The following is a 16,218-nucleotide window of genomic DNA, read 5'->3' on the forward strand; positions in this document are numbered from 1 at the left end:
ATCAAACCCGTGGCCCGCTGACACGGCGCGGTTCGTCCGTGGGCGGTTCGTCCAGGTCGAGGTTGATGCTGCCGAGCTTGCGGTTCAGCGCTGCCGTATCCAGCGCTGGCTCGTTGAATTCGTAGGTCTCCTCATCGTCGTCCCCGCGCCGGGCGCCGGCGCGGCGCAGCAGCCATGCGATGGCAAATGCGATCAGCGCCAACACGGCGGTGACGATGACGAGCAGATTGTCGGCCAGCCATGCGGGCATGTCCGACGTGGCGTCCTTGTTCGGCGGCGTTCCAGCGGTCTGGTCAGACGACGACGTGCTGGCCGCGGGCGTGGTGCTGGAAGTCCCGGCAGCGGCGCCTGTCGCGTTCGACGTACCAGGAGTGCCTGCAGCACCAGGCGTGCCCGGAGTACCTGAAGCTCCCGAAGTGCCAGAAACTCCCGGAGCACCCGCGGCGCCCGGAGTCCCCGAAGCTCCCGGAGTACCGGCAGCACCAGACGCGCCGGTAGCACCTGCGGCACCTTGCGTGCCCGCCGCACCGGTCCCGCCAGCGGCACCTGCTGCGCCGGCAGCCCCGGCTCCGCCTGTTGCTCCCGCAGATCCGGCGGTCCCCGTGGCGCCAGTTGCGCCCGAACCACCGGCAGCGCCTTTCTCACCTGCGGCCCCAGCGGCACCGGTTGCGCCTGCGCCACCAGTCGCGCCCGCAGCGCCTGTTGCCCCAGCACCGCCCGCTGCACCGCCAGCGCTACCTGCCGCACCCGATGGGCCCGTCGCACCAGCAGCACCGGCAGCGCCCGTGGCGCCCGACGATCCGCCGGCACCCGAAGCGGCTCCAGCGCCACCCGCAGCGCCCTGCTGGGCCACTGCCTTGTTCAAATCATCGACGTTACTTTGCAGCTGGTTCACGCGCCCTTCGACGTCCGCCATGGCGCGCTCGGTCGACGTGCGGGCATCCGCCTGCGCTTCGGCCTGCGCCGACGCGCCGCCCGACTCCCCGGAGGACAAGCGCACGCGGTCCTGCGGCTGCGAAGCGCTCGCCACGCCGGCGTCGGCGGGAGGCGCGACGCTGCCCGAAGCGCCGCCCTGGCCCTGGACCACGGACGGGTTCGCTCCGGCAGCCGCCCCGATGCGCGCGCGGTACTTCGCGAACGCCTCGGCATGCTCGTTGAAGATACGGCGCGCCTCGGCCGGATCCACGGCGCGCACGGTGGCCGCATCGGGTATCACCAGTTTCTGCCCGGCCTTCACCAGATTCATGTTGTTCTGGATGAACGCTTCGGGGTTGGCGCGCCACAAGGCCACCAGCATCTGGTAGACCGAGGCATTGGGCACCGCATTGCGCTGGGCGATGGCGAAAAGATTGTCGCCAGACTTCACGTTGACCGATCGCGTCGCGGCCGAGCGGGCCGGCGTGCCGACCGCGGCCGGCGTCACGTCCGCGCTGGTGCCGCGCAGCGGCACCAGGATGCTGACCTGCACCTGGCGCTGGCCCGAGCTGGAACTGATGTCGAGCAACAGGTCCACCGCGCCGCTGGTCGGGGGCTGAGTGGCCCGCACGCGCAGGTTCTTGCGCGTCGCGTCCATGCCGTCCTCGATCCGGACCACCATGCTGGCCAAGGGCACGGGCGGCTTCAAGCCTGCGCGTTGCCAGGAAGCCTCATCGGCCACCGAGACTTTCAGCGTGGCAATCTCGTCGGGCGTCAGCTCCTGCAATCCCACCACCGCCTGCAACGGCGCGCCCGGCACCGACACCACCCGCGAATGTCCCACGCGCATGGCCATGGCGGTGCTACACACGCTTGTGCCAATCGCCAGCGCAATCGCCCACTGCAGGGCTTTTAAACGGCGGGCATGCTTCACTTGGCGCGAACGCTGGGTCATAAGCTGGAATTCCGTCTTGTAGTCGACTTGCGGGCTGGAGCCGGCTCACGCCATATAGGTGAGAACAGGCATCAATTCACGGGAAAAGTGTAATGGATCATGCGCATTTCACAAACCTGAAAGGCCCGGCCGCGTTTGCTGGCGGGCCTGTCCGCCGACATGCCCCAGACGCTGCGCAAACGGCAAGGGCACCCTGAGGTGCCCTTGAGTGCCCTGCACGCGTAATCAGGCGGCGCCATGCGCCGCCCGCAACGGCGTCAGGCTTCGGCCAGCGCGATGCGCAGCATGCGGCGCAGCGGCTCGGCGGCGCCCCACAGCAGCTGGTCGCCCACGGTGAAGGCGCCCAGGTACTGCGACCCCATCGACAGCTTGCGCAGGCGGCCCACCGGGATGTCCAGCGTGCCGGTGACGGCGACCGGAGTCAGCGCGGACACCGTGGCTTCCTTGGTGTTGGGCACGACCTTGGCCCACTGCGTGCCTTCGGCGATCAGCGCTTCGATCTCGTCCAGCGGCACATCGCGCTTGAGCTTGATGGTCAGCGCCTGGCTGTGGCAGCGCATTGCGCCAATGCGCACGCACAGCCCGTCGATCGGCGTGGCGGGCGTGCCGAAGGCGGCGCCGCGGCCCAGGATCTTGTTGGTTTCGACTTCGCCCTTCCACTCTTCCTTGGACATGCCGTCGCCCAGATCCTTGTCGATCCAGGGAATCAGGTTGCCGCCCAGCGGCACGCCGAAGTGCTCGTGGGGCAACGCCGGATCCTTCTGCTTGGCCAGCACGCCGCGGTCGATTTCCAGAATGGCCGACGCGGGGTCGTCCAGCAGCGACTTGACCGACCCGTTGATCTCGCCGAACTGGGTCAGCAGTTCGCGCATGTGCTGCGCGCCGCCGCCGGAAGCAGCCTGGTAGGTCATGGAGGTCATCCATTCGACCAGGTCGTTGTTGAACAGGCCGGCCAGGCCCATCAGCATGCAGCTGACGGTGCAATTGCCGCCGATGAAATTGCGCACGCCGCGCTTGAGCGCTGCGTCGATGACCGGGCGGTTGACCGGATCCAGCACGATGATGGCGTCATCGGCCATGCGCAGGGTGCTGGCGGCATCGATCCAGATGCCGTTCCAGCCCGCGCCGCGCAGCTTCGGGTAGACCTCGGAGGTGTAGTCGCCGCCTTGCGCCGTCACGATGATCGGCAGTTTTTTCAGAGCGTCAATGTTGTAGGCGTCTTGCAGCGGACCTGCGCCAGTGGCCCAAGTGGGCGCGGCGCCGCCAGCGTTGCTGGTGGAGAAAAACACCGGTTCGATCAGTGCGAAGTCGTTCTCGTCGCGCATGCGTTGCATGAGCACCGAGCCGACCATACCGCGCCAGCCGACAAGGCCTACTGCTTGATTCATTTCAATCGCTCTTTAAAGGTGTGGAGACAAGGGTCCAGGGGAAAAAGCCGTGCAATTCAACAATTTATCAGAATGCACGGCCGGATGTTGCGGCGCAGCTAGAAATAATAGGGGCCGCAATGAGCGCGAGGCGCTTTCGAGGCGCCGCGACAACAGCAAAACAAGGGGCGGTCCGCCCGGACCGCCCCTTGCGCTTTCCAGTCAGGCCGCCCGCGCACACGCGCCTGGCAGCCGGGTCCGGAATGGATCAGGCCAAGGCCTTCAGCACCGCATCGCCCATCTGAGCCGTGCCGACCTTGGTCGTGCCCGGCTCGAAGATATCGGCCGTGCGCAGGCCGTCGGCCAGCACACGGCGCACGGCGGCCTCGATGCGATCAGCCTGCGGCGCCAGGTTCAGCGAATAGCGCAGCAGCATGGCGGCAGACAGGATGGTCGCCAGCGGATTGGCGATGCCCTGGCCGGCGATATCGGGCGCGGAGCCGTGGCTGGGCTCGTACAGGCCCTGCCCGCCGGCGTTCAGCGAAGCCGAGGGCAGCATGCCGATGGAGCCGGTCAGCATGGCCGCTTCGTCGGACAGGATGTCGCCGAACAGGTTGCCGGTCACGATGACATCGAATTGGCGCGGGTTGCGCACCAGCTGCATGGCGGCGTTGTCGACATACATGTGCGACAGCTCCACGTCCGGGTACTCACGCGCCACTTCGATGACGATGTCGCGCCAGAACTGCGAGGTCTCCAGCACGTTGGCCTTGTCCACGCTGCACAGCTTCTTGTTGCGCTTGCGGGCCGATTCGAAACCGATGCGCGCGATGCGGCGCACTTCGGATTCCGCGTAGCGCATGGTGTCGTAGCCTTCGCGCTCGCCGGCAAAGGCACCGTCGGGCGACGAACGCACGCCGCGCGGCGTGCCGAAATAGATGTCGCCAGTCAGTTCGCGGATGATCAGGATATCCAGGCCGGACACGATCTCCGGTTTCAACGACGAAGCGCTGGCCAGTTCCGGATACAGAATGGCCGGACGCAGGTTGGCGAACAGTCCGAGCGCCTTGCGCAGGCCCAGGATGGCCTGTTCGGGACGGAACTCGCGCGGCAGGCTGTCGTACTTCCAGTCGCCCACGGCGCCGAACAGCACGGCGTCCGACTCCTTGGCCAGCTTCAGCGTGGCCGGCGGCAGCGGATGCTCGAAGGCATCGAAGGCGGCGCCGCCCACCGGCGCTTCCTTGATGTCGAAGGAAACGTCCAGCGCCTTCAGGACGCGCACGGCCTGTTCGACGATTTCCGGGCCGATGCCGTCACCCGGCAAGACTGCGATGTTGTGAGTCATACAAAAACGATCCTGTAATCAGAAGAAGGGTGGCGTCAGGCGATGGGACGGCTTTCCAGCCACGGATGGCGGGCCAGGCGCTCGGCCTCGAAGGCGCGGATCTTGTCCGACTGGCGCAGGGTCAGCCCGATATCGTCAAAGCCGTTGATCAGACAGTACTTGCGGAAGGGTTCGATGTCGAAGCCCATCTCGCGCCCGTCAGCCGCCACCACTACCTGGCGGTCGAGATCGACGCGCAGCTTGTAGCCCGGGAAGGCCTTCACTTCGTCGAACAGGCGCGCCACTTCCAGCTCGGACAGGACGATGGGCAGCAGGCCGTTCTTGAAGCTGTTGTTGAAGAAGATGTCGGCGTAGGACGGGGCGATGATGGCGCGGAAACCGAACTGCGTCAGCGCCCAGGGCGCGTGTTCGCGGCTGGAGCCGCAGCCGAAGTTCTTGCGCGCCAGCAGCACCGAGGCGCCCTGGTAGCGCGGCTGGTTCAGCACGAAATCCGGATTCAACGGACGCTTGCTGTTGTCCATGCCGGGTTCGCCGTGGTCCAGATAGCGCAGCTCGTCGAACAGGTTCGGGCCGAAGCCGGTGCGCTTGATGGACTTGAGGAATTGCTTGGGGATGATGAGGTCCGTGTCGACGTTTTCGCGATCGAGCGGAGCCACCAGGCCTTCGTGAGTGGTAAATGCTTGCATGATGTCGGTACTCGGTGCGTGACGCTTAACGGAAGGTGCGGACGTCGACGAAATGGCCGGCGACGGCGGCGGCTGCGGCCATGGCCGGGCTGACCAGGTGCGTGCGGCCGCCCTGCCCTTGCCGGCCCTCGAAGTTGCGGTTCGAGGTGGACGCGCAGCGCTCGCCGGGTTCGAGGCGGTCGGCGTTCATGGCCAGGCACATGGAACAGCCCGGCTCGCGCCATTCAAAGCCAGCCTCGATGAAGATCTTGTCCAGTCCTTCGCGCTCGGCCTGCTGCTTGACCAGGCCCGAACCCGGCACCACCATGGCCTGGCGCACGTTGGACGCCACATGCTTGCCGCGCGCCACGGCGGCGGCCGCGCGCAGGTCTTCAATGCGCGAATTGGTGCACGAGCCGATGAACACGCGGTCCACGCGGATGTCGGTCAGCGGCGTATTGGGCTTCAAGCCCATGTACTGCAGGGCGCGCTCCATGCCGCTGCGGCGCACGTCATCCTTTTCGCGATCCGGGTCCGGCACGCGGGAATCCACCGGCAACACCATTTCCGGCGACGTGCCCCAGGTGACTTGCGGCTTGATGTCGCGGGCATTGACTTCCACCACCGCGTCGAACTTGGCGCCCTCGTCGGTGCGCAGGGTGCGCCAGTAGCCGACCGCCTGGTCCCACAGCACGCCCGTGGGCGCGAAGGGACGACCGCGGAAGTATTCGATGGTCTTGTCATCCACCGCCACCATGCCCGAGCGGGCGCCGGCTTCGATGGCCATGTTGCAGACCGTCATGCGGCCCTCCACCGACAAGGCGCGGATCGTGCTGCCGGCGAACTCGATGGCGTAGCCCGTGCCGCCGGCCGTGCCGATGATGCCGATGATGTGCAGGACGACGTCCTTGGCGGTACAGCCGAAGGGCAATTCGCCGTCGACCTTGATCAGCATGCTCTTGGCTTTCTTCATGAGCAGCGTCTGGGTCGCCAGCACGTGCTCGACTTCGGAGGTGCCGATGCCGAAGGCCAGCGCGCCCAGCGCGCCGTGCGTGCTGGTGTGCGAGTCGCCGCAAACCACGGTCATGCCGGGTAAGGTCGCGCCCTGTTCCGGGCCGATCACGTGCACGATGCCCTGGCGCAGGTCATTCATGCGGAATTCCGTGATGCCGTACTTGTCGCAGTTGGCGTCCAGCGTATCCACCTGCAGGCGGGAAATCGGATCGTCGATGCCCTGGGCGCGGTTAAGCGTCGGCACGTTGTGGTCGGCGACCGCCAGGTTGGCGCCCGTGCGCCACGGCTTGCGGCCGGCGATCGCCAGGCCTTCGAACGCCTGCGGGCTGGTGACTTCATGCACCAGATGGCGGTCGATATAGAGCAGACAGGTGCCGTCTGATTCCTGGTGGACGACGTGGGCGTCCCAGAGTTTGTCGTAAAGAGTTTGGGCCATGGATGCGCTCTGCAAAAAGACAATCCGGCTCGTGCCGCGCGAGGATTGCAAAGAGTCTTCCCCACGCCGGCCACTGCGGCATGAGCGAATTATGCACAGGGTCTCAACCTAGTACAACCGCACCTTATATACCAGTACTAGCACTACCATGTTGGACTGCTAATCATGCCCCCGAGAAGCCGTAACCAGGTTCGCGTCGTCCGACATTTGCCGTTTATCAAACCGTTGGAAAACAGTTACAGATACAAATTCAGGTATTTAAAACGGATACAAAATTAGCAAACCGATATAATCACCGCTCGGCATATCCGCCAGATATTAGAAATAAACCGTAATAAACCGCATTTATCTAGCATTAAACTGGACCGAAGTTCCAAAATAAAGCGAAATTAGTCAAAATTAAAGCTAATTGAAAGATGATGCGCGAAGAACCTTCAACTGCCGGTCAGAAAACTTCGTCAAGAATTAACAAATATTGACTCGTCAAATCTGACATTTCCACACAATATGGCGGCCACAAATTCCTAACTCGACTCGCGAATAATCACTATGGCTTCGTTTTTGCTCAAAAGCACGACTTCGGTTCTTGCCCTGGCATTCGTTCCTGCGGCATTTGCACAGTCAGCGGCTCCCGCCGCCGGACAACCTGGGGTTACGCTGAACCAGATCGTCGAACAGACCTTGCTCAGCAACCCGGAAATCCAGGCGAAATACCATGACTTCCAGGCTTCGCTGGAAGGCCAGGCTGTTGCCCGCGGAGCGTTCTTCCCGCAAATCAACGCGCAAGGCTATGTGGGTCGCGAGTACCGCAACAATGTGCCCGGCGTGGGTTCGCAGAGCTGGAGCCGCCCTGGCTATAGCGTCGAGCTGCGCCAGCTGATTTTCGACGGCTTCCGCACGAGCAACGACGTCAAGCAAGCAGGCTTCGACAAGCTGGCCCGTTTCTATGACCTGTTGGCAACCAGCGACAACACGGCCCTTTCCGCCGTGCAGGCCTACATCGACCTGCAGCGCTATCGCGACATGGAATTGCTGGCCCGCCAGAATTACTCCCTGCACGAAGAAACGCTCAAGCAGATTGGCGAACGCGCCGATTCCGGCGTGGGCCGCCGCGTCGACCTGGAACAGGCCGGCGGGCGCCTGGCGCTGGCCCAGACCAACCTGATGACCGAGACCGCCAACCTGCTGGACGTGCAGCAGCGCTTCCAGCGCGTCACGGGCGCCCTGCCTCCCGAATCGATGCAGCCGACGCCGGATATCACCAGCAAGCTGCCCGCCAAGCCGGCCGACTTCAACGAATCGCTGCGCCGCAACCCCAGCTTCCTGTCCAAGCAGGCTGGCCTGCAGGCCGCGCAAGCCGGCGTCGCCTCGTCCAAGGGCGCGTTCTCGCCCAAGTTCGAGTTCGTCGCGTCCACCGGTCGCGACCAGAACGACCCCACGCCGCAGAACCGCGACATCCAGAGCTCCAGCGTCCAGGTCGTCATGAGCTACAACCTGTACCGCGGCGGCTCCGATTCCGCCCGCGTGCGCCAGACCTCCGCGCAGTCCTATGCCGCGCGCGACATCCGCGACTACACCTGCCGCAACGTGCAGCAGGACCTGGCCGTGGCCTGGAACAACGTCGCCAGCCTGAGCCAGAAGCTGCCGTTCCTGCGCGACCACGAAGTCGCCACCACCAAGGTGCGCGAAGCCTATCGCCAGCAGTTCCAGATCGGCCAGCGTTCGCTGCTGGACCTGCTGGACACCGAAAACGAATTGTTCGAATCGCGCCGCGCCCTGACCAACGCGCTGTATGACCTGCAACTCGCGCAATACCGCTGGCTGGCCCTGTCGCACGCGCTGCTGCCGGCGCTGTCGCTGCAGCCCGCGCGCAACGAAATGCCCGAGGAAAACGGCAAGCTGGAAGTCTCCGACGAAGTGATCAAGCTGTGCAATTCGACGGTCCCCGACTCGGCCCGCCTGGCGCCCGTGCGCGTGCAATACAACGAAGGCAATCTGCCGCCCACGTTCATCCCGGTAAACTCGCCCAAGGCCAAACCCTAGGTGCCGAAACGCAAGGAGACCAGATGAAGAACCAGGGCAACGACTTCTCACAACTGGACGCGGACTTTGTCCGCGTCCTGGAAGACTTGATCGACGCGCTGATAGCCAATGGCACCTTGCGTATGACCGACCTGCCTATACAGGCTCAACAAAAGCTGACCCAGCGCAAGCAGCAGCGCGCGCGCCTCTCTGAACACCTGGACCTGCTGGATGACGAAGATGGACAAGTTATCTGAAATGGCGGCCCGGGAGTGGCGCGCGGATGCGCGCGCCGCGCACGACGATCCGCTGCTGGACTGCCTGGTTGAAATCACCCGGCTGCATGGCGTAACCGCAACGGCCCAGGCGCTGTCCGCAGGCTTGCCGCTGGAAGAACACAGGCTGACCCCGGCCCTGCTGCCGCGAGCCGCCGCTCGCGCGCAACTGTCCGCGCGCGTGGTCAAGCGCTCGCTGGACAGCATCTCGCAGGACCTGCTGCCCGCGATCCTGCTGCTCAACGGCGAACGCGCCTGCCTGCTGCTGAAGAAGGACGGCGACACCTACGTTGTCAGTCACCCCGAACTCGGCGGCAGCTCGATGGACATGAGCGCCGCGGAGCTGTCGGCGCAGTACACCGGGCTGGTGTGCTTCGTGCGCCCGCAGTTCCGCTTCGACGCGCGCGCGCCCGAAGTCGCCAAGGTGCGCGAGCGCCATTGGTTCTGGGCCGCCATCATGGAAAACCGGCGCCTGTACCGCGATGCGCTGATCGCCGCCCTGCTGATCAATCTCTTCGCAATGGCGATGCCGCTGTTCACCATGAACGTGTATGACCGCGTCGTGCCGAACAACGCGATCGAAACGCTCTGGGTGCTGGCCATCGGCATTACCCTGGTCGTGATCTTCAACACGATCCTCAGCACTGCGCGGTCCCACGTGGTGGACAGCGCCAGCAAGCGGGTCGACGTGCGCCTGTCGGCGCAGATCATGGAACGCGTGCTGGACCTGCGCCTCGAAGGCCGGCCGGTTTCGGTGGGATCCTTCGCCGCCAACCTGCGCTCGTTCGAATCCATCCGCGACTTCATCGCGTCGGCCACCATCACCACATTGGTCGACCTGCCCTTCATCGTTCTTTTCCTGCTGGCCCTGGCCTGGATCTCGCCCTGGATGATCCTGCCGCCGCTGGTCGCGATCGTGCTGATCCTGCTGGCGTCGCTTGCCGCGCAGGCTCGCATGGAATCGCTGACGATGGCTTCGTTCCAGGCGGCATCGCAACGCAACGCGACCCTGGTCGAAGCGCTGACCGGCCTGGAATCCGTCAAGACCCTCAACGCCCAGGGGTCGATCCAGCGCAACTGGGAACGCGCCACCGAATACATCGCCATGACCGGCGGCAAGCTGAAGCTGATCTCGTCGTCGACGGTCGGCTTCGTGCAGGCCATCCAGCAGCTGGTGTCGATCTCGGTCGTGGTCATCGGCGTCTACCAGGCGCAGGAATCCGCCATTTCCATGGGCGGCATCATTGCCGCGTCCATGATCGCGGGCCGCTGCCTGGCCCCTCTCGGACAGGTCGCCGGCCTGCTGATGCAGTACCAGAACGCGCGCACCTCGCTGGGCTCGATCGACAACTACATGAAGCTGCCGGTCGAACGGCCGGCCGAAGCCGAGTTCCTGCATCGCCCTGTCTTCCATGGCGGCATCGAATTCCGCGATGTGACTTTCGCCTACCCCGGCAGCAGCCAACCCGTGCTGAAAAAGGTGTCGTTCAAGCTGAAGCCCGGCGAAAAGGTCGGCATCATCGGCCGCATCGGCTCTGGCAAGACCACGCTGGAAAAGCTGGCGCTGGCGCTGTATCAGCCCACCGAAGGCGCCGTCCTGCTGGATGGCGTCGACGTGCGCCAGATCGATCCGGCCGACGTGCGCCGCGCCATCGGCCACGTGCCCCAGGATCCGCTGCTGTTCTATGGCAGCCTGAAGCACAACCTGGCGATGGGCGCGCCCTACGCCGACGATGCCAGCATCCTGGCTGCCGCCAACATGGCCGGCGTCACCGATTTCGCCAATCTCCACCCTGACGGGTTCGACATGGTGATCGGCGAGCGCGGCGAATCGCTGTCAGGCGGGCAACGCCAGTCGGTGGCGGTAGCCCGCGCCCTGATCAACGATCCGCCCATCCTGCTGCTGGACGAACCCAGCAGCAACATGGACCACCAAAGCGAAGCGCAGCTGCGCAAGCGCCTGGGAGAAGCCAGCGCCACCAAGACCATTCTGCTGGTCACGCACCGCACCGCCCTGCTCGACCTGGTCGACCGGCTGATCGTGATCGACAACGGCCACATCGTGGCCGACGGTCCCAAGGAACAAGTGGTCGAAGCACTGCGTCAAGGACGCGTCGGACGCGGAAGCTGAGAAAAGCATGCTGAACAATCCCGGCGAAACCAGGCACGGCCTGTTTGGAACCCTGTGGCGCAAGCTGCGCGGCGTCTTCGTATTCTTCTTCGACCGCCTGCTCGACGGCGCCGAAAAGGGCAAGCCGCAGCAGCGCTCCGACTACGTCGGCAACGCCGAATGGGTCATACACGAATCCCAGGCGCGCGGCTCGCGCATCCTGCTGTGGGTCAGCCTGCTGGCCGTCGGCGGACTGCTCTTCTGGGCGGGCACCGGCAGCATCGACGAAGTCGTGCGGGGCGAAGGCAAGGTCGTGCCGTCGCGGCAGGTGCAGATCATCCAGAGCCTGGACGGCGGCATCGTGGAGGAAATCCTGGTGCGGCCGGGACAGGAAGTCGAAGCCGGTGAAGTCCTGCTGAAGATCGACTCCACCCGCTTCGCCTCCTCCCTGGGCGAAAACAACGCCGAATATCTGTCCCTGCTCGCCAAGGCGGCCCGCCTGCAGGCGCTGGCCACCGGCGAGCCCTTCGTCGCGCCGGAAGAAGTGCTGTCGCAGGCCCCGGGCCTGGCGGAAATGGAACGCAATGCCTGGCAGGCGCGTACCACCGAATTGAACGCCACGGTCAACGTCGCCCGCGAACAGCTCAAGCAACGCCAGGAAGACCTGCGCGAAACCATCGCCAAGCGCGACCAGGCTGCGGCCAGCTGCAGCCTGACCTCGCGCGAGCTGCAGGTGACCCGTCCGCTGCTCAAGAGCGGCGCCGTGTCCGAGGTCGACCTGCTGCGCCTGCAGCGAGACGTGGCCCGCTATTGCGGCGAACAGAAAGGCGCCGAAGCCCAGATCGACCGCTTCCAGGCCTCCATCAAGGAAGCCGAGAGCAAGCTCCAGGAAGCCGAGCTGAACATCCGCAACCAGGCCCGCAGCGAACTCTCGGAAACCAACACCAAGCTGGCGACCCTGCGCCAGGGCAAGCTGGCGCTGGCCGACCGTGTGAAGCTGGCCGAGGTCCGCGCGCCCGTGCGCGGCACCGTCAAGACGCTGTTCAACAACACCGTCGGCGGCGTGGTGCAGCCGGGCAAGGACATCATCGAGATCGTGCCCAAGGACGACACGCTGCTGCTCGAAGTCCGCATCCAGCCGCGCGACATCGGCTTCCTGCACGCCGACCAGAAGGCGGAAGTGAAATTCACGGCCTACGACTTCGCCATCTACGGCGGGCTGGAAGGCAAGGTGGAACAGATCGGCGCGGACACCGTGACCGACGAAAAAGGCAATTCCTACTATGTGGTGCGGGTCCGCACGGACCGCAGCACCGTAGGCGACAAACTGTTGCCCATCATCCCCGGGATGGTGGCGGAGGTTCATATCCTGACTGGCAAGCGCACGGTGCTGCAGTACCTGCTCAAGCCCATACTGCGCGCCAAGGCGAATGCCTTTACCGAACGATAAAGGAGGGCTGCAAGGCTTTATGAAACCCGTTCCTGTCCTGTTGATTACGCACGACGACCTGTTGTGGCAGCATTGGCGCGGCCTGGACCCGGCGCGCTGGCTTGCCGCGCGCGGGCGCAGCCTGGCCGACCTGCAGCGCTGGCGCGAGCAGGGCCGCAAGCTGGCGGTACTCGATGCAGACCTGCCGCGGCTGCCGTCCTGGCAGGACCCCATCTGGGCCGCGACCCTGGCCGACATGCAGATGGTTGTCGCCAGCCCCAGTCCGAATGACGAACAAGGCACCCGGGTGCTGGGCGCCGGCGCTCACGGATACTGCCATGGCTATGCCACGGCGGCCGCGCTGTCGCAGGCCCTGGAAGTGGTCTCCTCCGGCGGCATCTGGATGGGCCGCTCCCTGGTGTCGCGGCTGCTCAAACTGGTCGCCGAACGCGCCCAGGACGCGCAGCCCTGGGATGGCGGCGTCCTGACCGACCGCGAGATCACCGTCGCCCGCTACGCCTCCAGCGGCGAAGCCAACGCGCAGATCGCCGAAGCGTTGGGCATTACCGAACGCACGGTCAAGGCCCATCTGTCCGCCGTCTTCGAAAAGCTGGGGGTCACCGACCGCCTGCAACTCGCCCTGCTCGTGCACGGCATTTCCGCTCCCGCCGACGCCAAAATCAAAATTACTTCCTGATACTGTCCTTGAGGACAATATCCCGCGCCGGCGGCGCAATCTAGTATCTGGCCATCTTGGATAACTCCCTGAAACGGAACCAACATGGCCAACACCTCTCCCGCAGTCGTCAATGAAATCTCCGGTCGCGCGTGGATACGCAATAGCGACGGCTCCCTGACTGAACTGCATCAAGGCAGCAAGGTCCCCGCCGGCAGCGACGTCGTCACTGCCTCGGGCGCCACGGTTTCCCTTCAGGTCGAGAACGGCATGCCGATCGTCATCGGCGAAGGCCGCGAGGTCGCCGTCACCGGCGACGTCACCGGCACCCTGGCCGACCCGTCCGAAGCCGCGGTAGCTCCTCCCAGCGGGCCCGACTCCGACCGCCTGCTGGCCGCCCTGCGCGATGGCCGCGACCCGTTCGACGAGCTGGATCCCACTGCGGCCGTCGTCGGCGGCGGCGGCGATGCCGGCGGCAGCAGCTTTGTCCGCCTGGCCCGCATTCTTGAAACCACGACCCCTCTGGACCTGGCCTATCCGAACCCGTCGCGCGGCGAAGACATCCTGCCGCGCGTGTCCGGCACTGGCGCTGGCGGCGGCGACGACACCACGACCACCCCGGTCACCGTCAACAATGCGCCCAGCGCGCTTGACGACACGGCCAGCGGCGACCAGAACAGCCAGGTGCGCGGCAATCTGCTCCTCAATGACTCCGATCCCGACGGCGACCCGCTGGCGATCGCGTCCGTCAGCGGCCGTCCGATGACCCCGGCCGGCGTCACGGTCAACGGCAGCAACGGCGGCACCTTCACGGTCCTGCCCGACGGCAGCTACGTGTTCACGCCGGGCAAGGAGTTTGTCCACCTGGGCGTCGGCGAAACGGCCACCAGCACCATTTCGTACACCATCACGGATCCGAGTGGCGCCACCTCCACGGCGACCGTGGTCGTCACCGTCACCGGCACCAACGACGGCCCGGTCTCCACCAGCATCTCCGACACCTCGGGCATCGACGCCCAGACCGGCGTCAACTACAACGTTTCCAGCCATTTCTCGGATCCGGACACCAGCGACAAGCTGACCTATACCGCCACCGGCCTGCCTCCCGGCCTGACCATCGACCCGAACACCGGCATCATCACCGGCAACATCGACCACTCGGCCTCGCAGGGCGGCAATAACGGCGTCTACACGGTTACCGTCACCGCGACCGACCCGTCCGGCGCAACGACCTCGCAGGAATTCAACTGGGACGTCAGCAACCCCGCGCCCACCGCGGCCAACGACACCGGCGCCACGGACGAGAAGACCTCTCTCAATGTCAGCGCCCAGAATGGCGTGCTGGCCAACGACACCGACCCGGACGGCGACAAGCTGACCGTCTCGCAGGTCAATGGCGCAACCGGCAACGTCGGCTCGGCAATCACCGGCAGCAACGGCGGCACGTTCACCGTGAACGCCGACGGCTCCTACACGTTCAACCCGGGCAATGCCTTCCAACACCTGGGCGCGGGCCAAACGGCCACCAGCTCGATCACCTACACCGTTTCGGACGGCGAAGGCGGCACCAGCTCCGCCACGCTGACCGTCACGGTCACGGGCACCAACGACGCCCCGATCCTGACCCCCGACGTCATCCTGGACAACCAGAGCGGCGCCGACGGCCAGGCCATCACCCCGGTCGACATCTCGCGCCAATTCACCGACGTCGACAACGGCGATGTCCTGACCTACACCGCCACCGGCCTGCCGCCCGGCCTGACCCTCGACCCGGTCACCGGCATCATTTCCGGCACCCTGGACCACTCCGCCTCGCAAGGCGGCAATGACGGCGTCTACACAGTCACCATCACCGCCACCGACAAGAGCGGCGCTACGGTTTCGCAGGAATTCTCGTGGGATGTCACCAATCCCGCGCCGACCGCCGCCAATGACTCCGGCGCCACCGATGAAGACACCGCTCTTCATGTCACCGACCCGAACGCAGGCGTCCTGGCCAACGACCACGACCCCGACGGTGATACGCTCTCGGTTTCGCAGGTCAACGGCGTTGCTGGCGACGTGGGCAAACCGATAGCCGGCACCGGCGGCGGCACGTTCACGCTGAACGCCGACGGCACCTATTCGTTCGAACCAGGCAGCGCCTTCCAACACCTGGCCGCGGGCCAGACGGCTACCAGCTCGATTACCTACACTGTTTCGGACGGTGAAGGCGGCACCAGCACCGCCACGCTGACGGTCGAAATCACCGGCACCAATGACGCGCCCACCGCGGTTGCCCTGCAGAACCAGGACAACATGGATGGGGATGTCGTCAACTACAACCTGTCCGGCTTCTTCAGCGACATCGACGACGGCGACACCCTGGTCTACTCGGTGGACCACGTGCCCGGCGGCCTGAAGTTCGACCCGACCACCGGCACCTTCACCGGCCAGTTCGCCAACTGGGCGTCCGACCACACCAACACGGGCGTCAAGGGCGAATACCTCATCACCGTGACCGCCACCGACAAGTCGGGCGCGACCGTTTCGCAGACTTTCGTCTGGACGGTCGGCAACCCGGCTCCGGTCGCAACCGATGATGACGGCGCCACCACGCAAGACAATACGCTGGTGGTCGACCACCGTACCGAAGGCGTGCTGGGCAACGACTCCGACCCGGACGGCGACGCCATCCGCGTCTCCGAAGTCAATGGCAACGCGGCTGGCGTGGGCCAGCAGGTCGCCGGCACGCACGGCGGCACCTTCACGCTCAACGCCGACGGCACCTACACCTTCAACCCGGGCACTGCCTTCCAGTATCTGGGCTCAGGCCAAACGGCGACCACGTCGATCACCTACACCGTGACCGACGCGCAAGGCGCGACCGACACCGCCACCCTGACGGTCACCGTCACTGGCACCAACGACGCCCCGATCCTGACCCCGGGCGTCACGCTGGACAACCAGAACAGCAACGACAGCGACACCATCACCCCGGTCGACATCTCCAAGCAGTTCCAGGACGTC

11 protein-coding genes are annotated in these 16,218 nt (G+C 65.3%); 6 read left to right on the plus strand and 5 right to left on the minus strand.

Annotated elements, in window-relative coordinates; genetic code table 11:
* Position 1: 1 nt before the first annotated feature.
* The 5 genes from HWY37_RS30205 to leuC all read right to left on the minus strand — a co-directional run bounded on the left by HWY37_RS30205 (position 2) and on the right by leuC (position 6,697).
* Positions 2 to 1,870 carry a FimV/HubP family polar landmark protein gene (locus tag HWY37_RS30205; RefSeq protein ID WP_176090511.1) on the minus strand — a complete coding sequence of 623 codons (1,869 nt, stop codon included), beginning with the start codon at positions 1,868 to 1,870 and terminating at the stop codon, positions 2 to 4.
* Positions 1,871 to 2,127: 257 nt separating this feature from the next.
* Complete coding sequence (gene asd / locus HWY37_RS30210) at positions 2,128 to 3,258, minus strand: aspartate-semialdehyde dehydrogenase (protein ID WP_176090512.1); 1,131 nt, start codon at positions 3,256 to 3,258, stop codon at positions 2,128 to 2,130.
* A gap of 247 nt (positions 3,259 to 3,505) precedes the next feature.
* Complete coding sequence (gene leuB / locus HWY37_RS30215; RefSeq protein ID WP_175209428.1) at positions 3,506 to 4,582, minus strand: 3-isopropylmalate dehydrogenase; 1,077 nt, start codon at positions 4,580 to 4,582, stop codon at positions 3,506 to 3,508.
* Between the two features lie 35 nt (positions 4,583 to 4,617).
* On the minus strand, positions 4,618 to 5,268 hold the full coding sequence (leuD, locus tag HWY37_RS30220; RefSeq protein ID WP_175209427.1) for a 3-isopropylmalate dehydratase small subunit: 651 nt from the start codon (positions 5,266 to 5,268) through the stop codon (positions 4,618 to 4,620).
* A gap of 25 nt (positions 5,269 to 5,293) precedes the next feature.
* Positions 5,294 to 6,697, minus strand: coding sequence for a 3-isopropylmalate dehydratase large subunit (leuC, locus tag HWY37_RS30225; RefSeq protein ID WP_175209426.1), 1,404 nt, complete (start codon positions 6,695 to 6,697; stop codon positions 5,294 to 5,296).
* 549 nt (positions 6,698 to 7,246) lie between these two features.
* Between leuC and HWY37_RS30230 the strand changes: the two genes are divergently transcribed.
* The 6 genes from HWY37_RS30230 to HWY37_RS30255 form a co-directional block, all read left to right on the plus strand.
* A complete protein-coding gene (locus HWY37_RS30230) occupies positions 7,247 to 8,740 on the plus strand; it encodes a TolC family outer membrane protein (RefSeq protein WP_175209425.1) in 1,494 nt (497 codons plus the stop codon).
* 23 nt (positions 8,741 to 8,763) lie between these two features.
* The gene (locus HWY37_RS30235) at positions 8,764 to 8,976 is read left to right on the plus strand and encodes a hypothetical protein (protein WP_175209424.1); all 213 of its coding nucleotides are present in this window, start codon (positions 8,764 to 8,766) and stop codon (positions 8,974 to 8,976) included.
* On the plus strand, positions 8,960 to 11,125 hold the full coding sequence (locus HWY37_RS30240; protein WP_420872171.1) for a type I secretion system permease/ATPase: 2,166 nt from the start codon (positions 8,960 to 8,962) through the stop codon (positions 11,123 to 11,125). Before HWY37_RS30235 ends, HWY37_RS30240 begins: the two co-directional genes overlap by 17 nt.
* A 7-nt stretch (positions 11,126 to 11,132) precedes the next feature.
* Positions 11,133 to 12,554 carry an HlyD family type I secretion periplasmic adaptor subunit gene (locus tag HWY37_RS30245; protein WP_175209422.1) on the plus strand — a complete coding sequence of 474 codons (1,422 nt, stop codon included), beginning with the start codon at positions 11,133 to 11,135 and terminating at the stop codon, positions 12,552 to 12,554.
* Positions 12,555 to 12,573: 19 nt separating this feature from the next.
* The gene (locus HWY37_RS30250; protein WP_175209421.1) at positions 12,574 to 13,230 is read left to right on the plus strand and encodes a helix-turn-helix transcriptional regulator; all 657 of its coding nucleotides are present in this window, start codon (positions 12,574 to 12,576) and stop codon (positions 13,228 to 13,230) included.
* Between the two features lie 84 nt (positions 13,231 to 13,314).
* Positions 13,315 to 16,218 (plus strand): retention module-containing protein (locus tag HWY37_RS30255; RefSeq protein ID WP_176090513.1); only part of this gene is annotated, 2,904 nt, incomplete at its 3' end.

The sequence above is a fragment of the Achromobacter anxifer genome (assembly GCF_903652925.1).
GTDB lineage: Bacteria > Pseudomonadota > Gammaproteobacteria > Burkholderiales > Burkholderiaceae_B > Achromobacter > Achromobacter anxifer.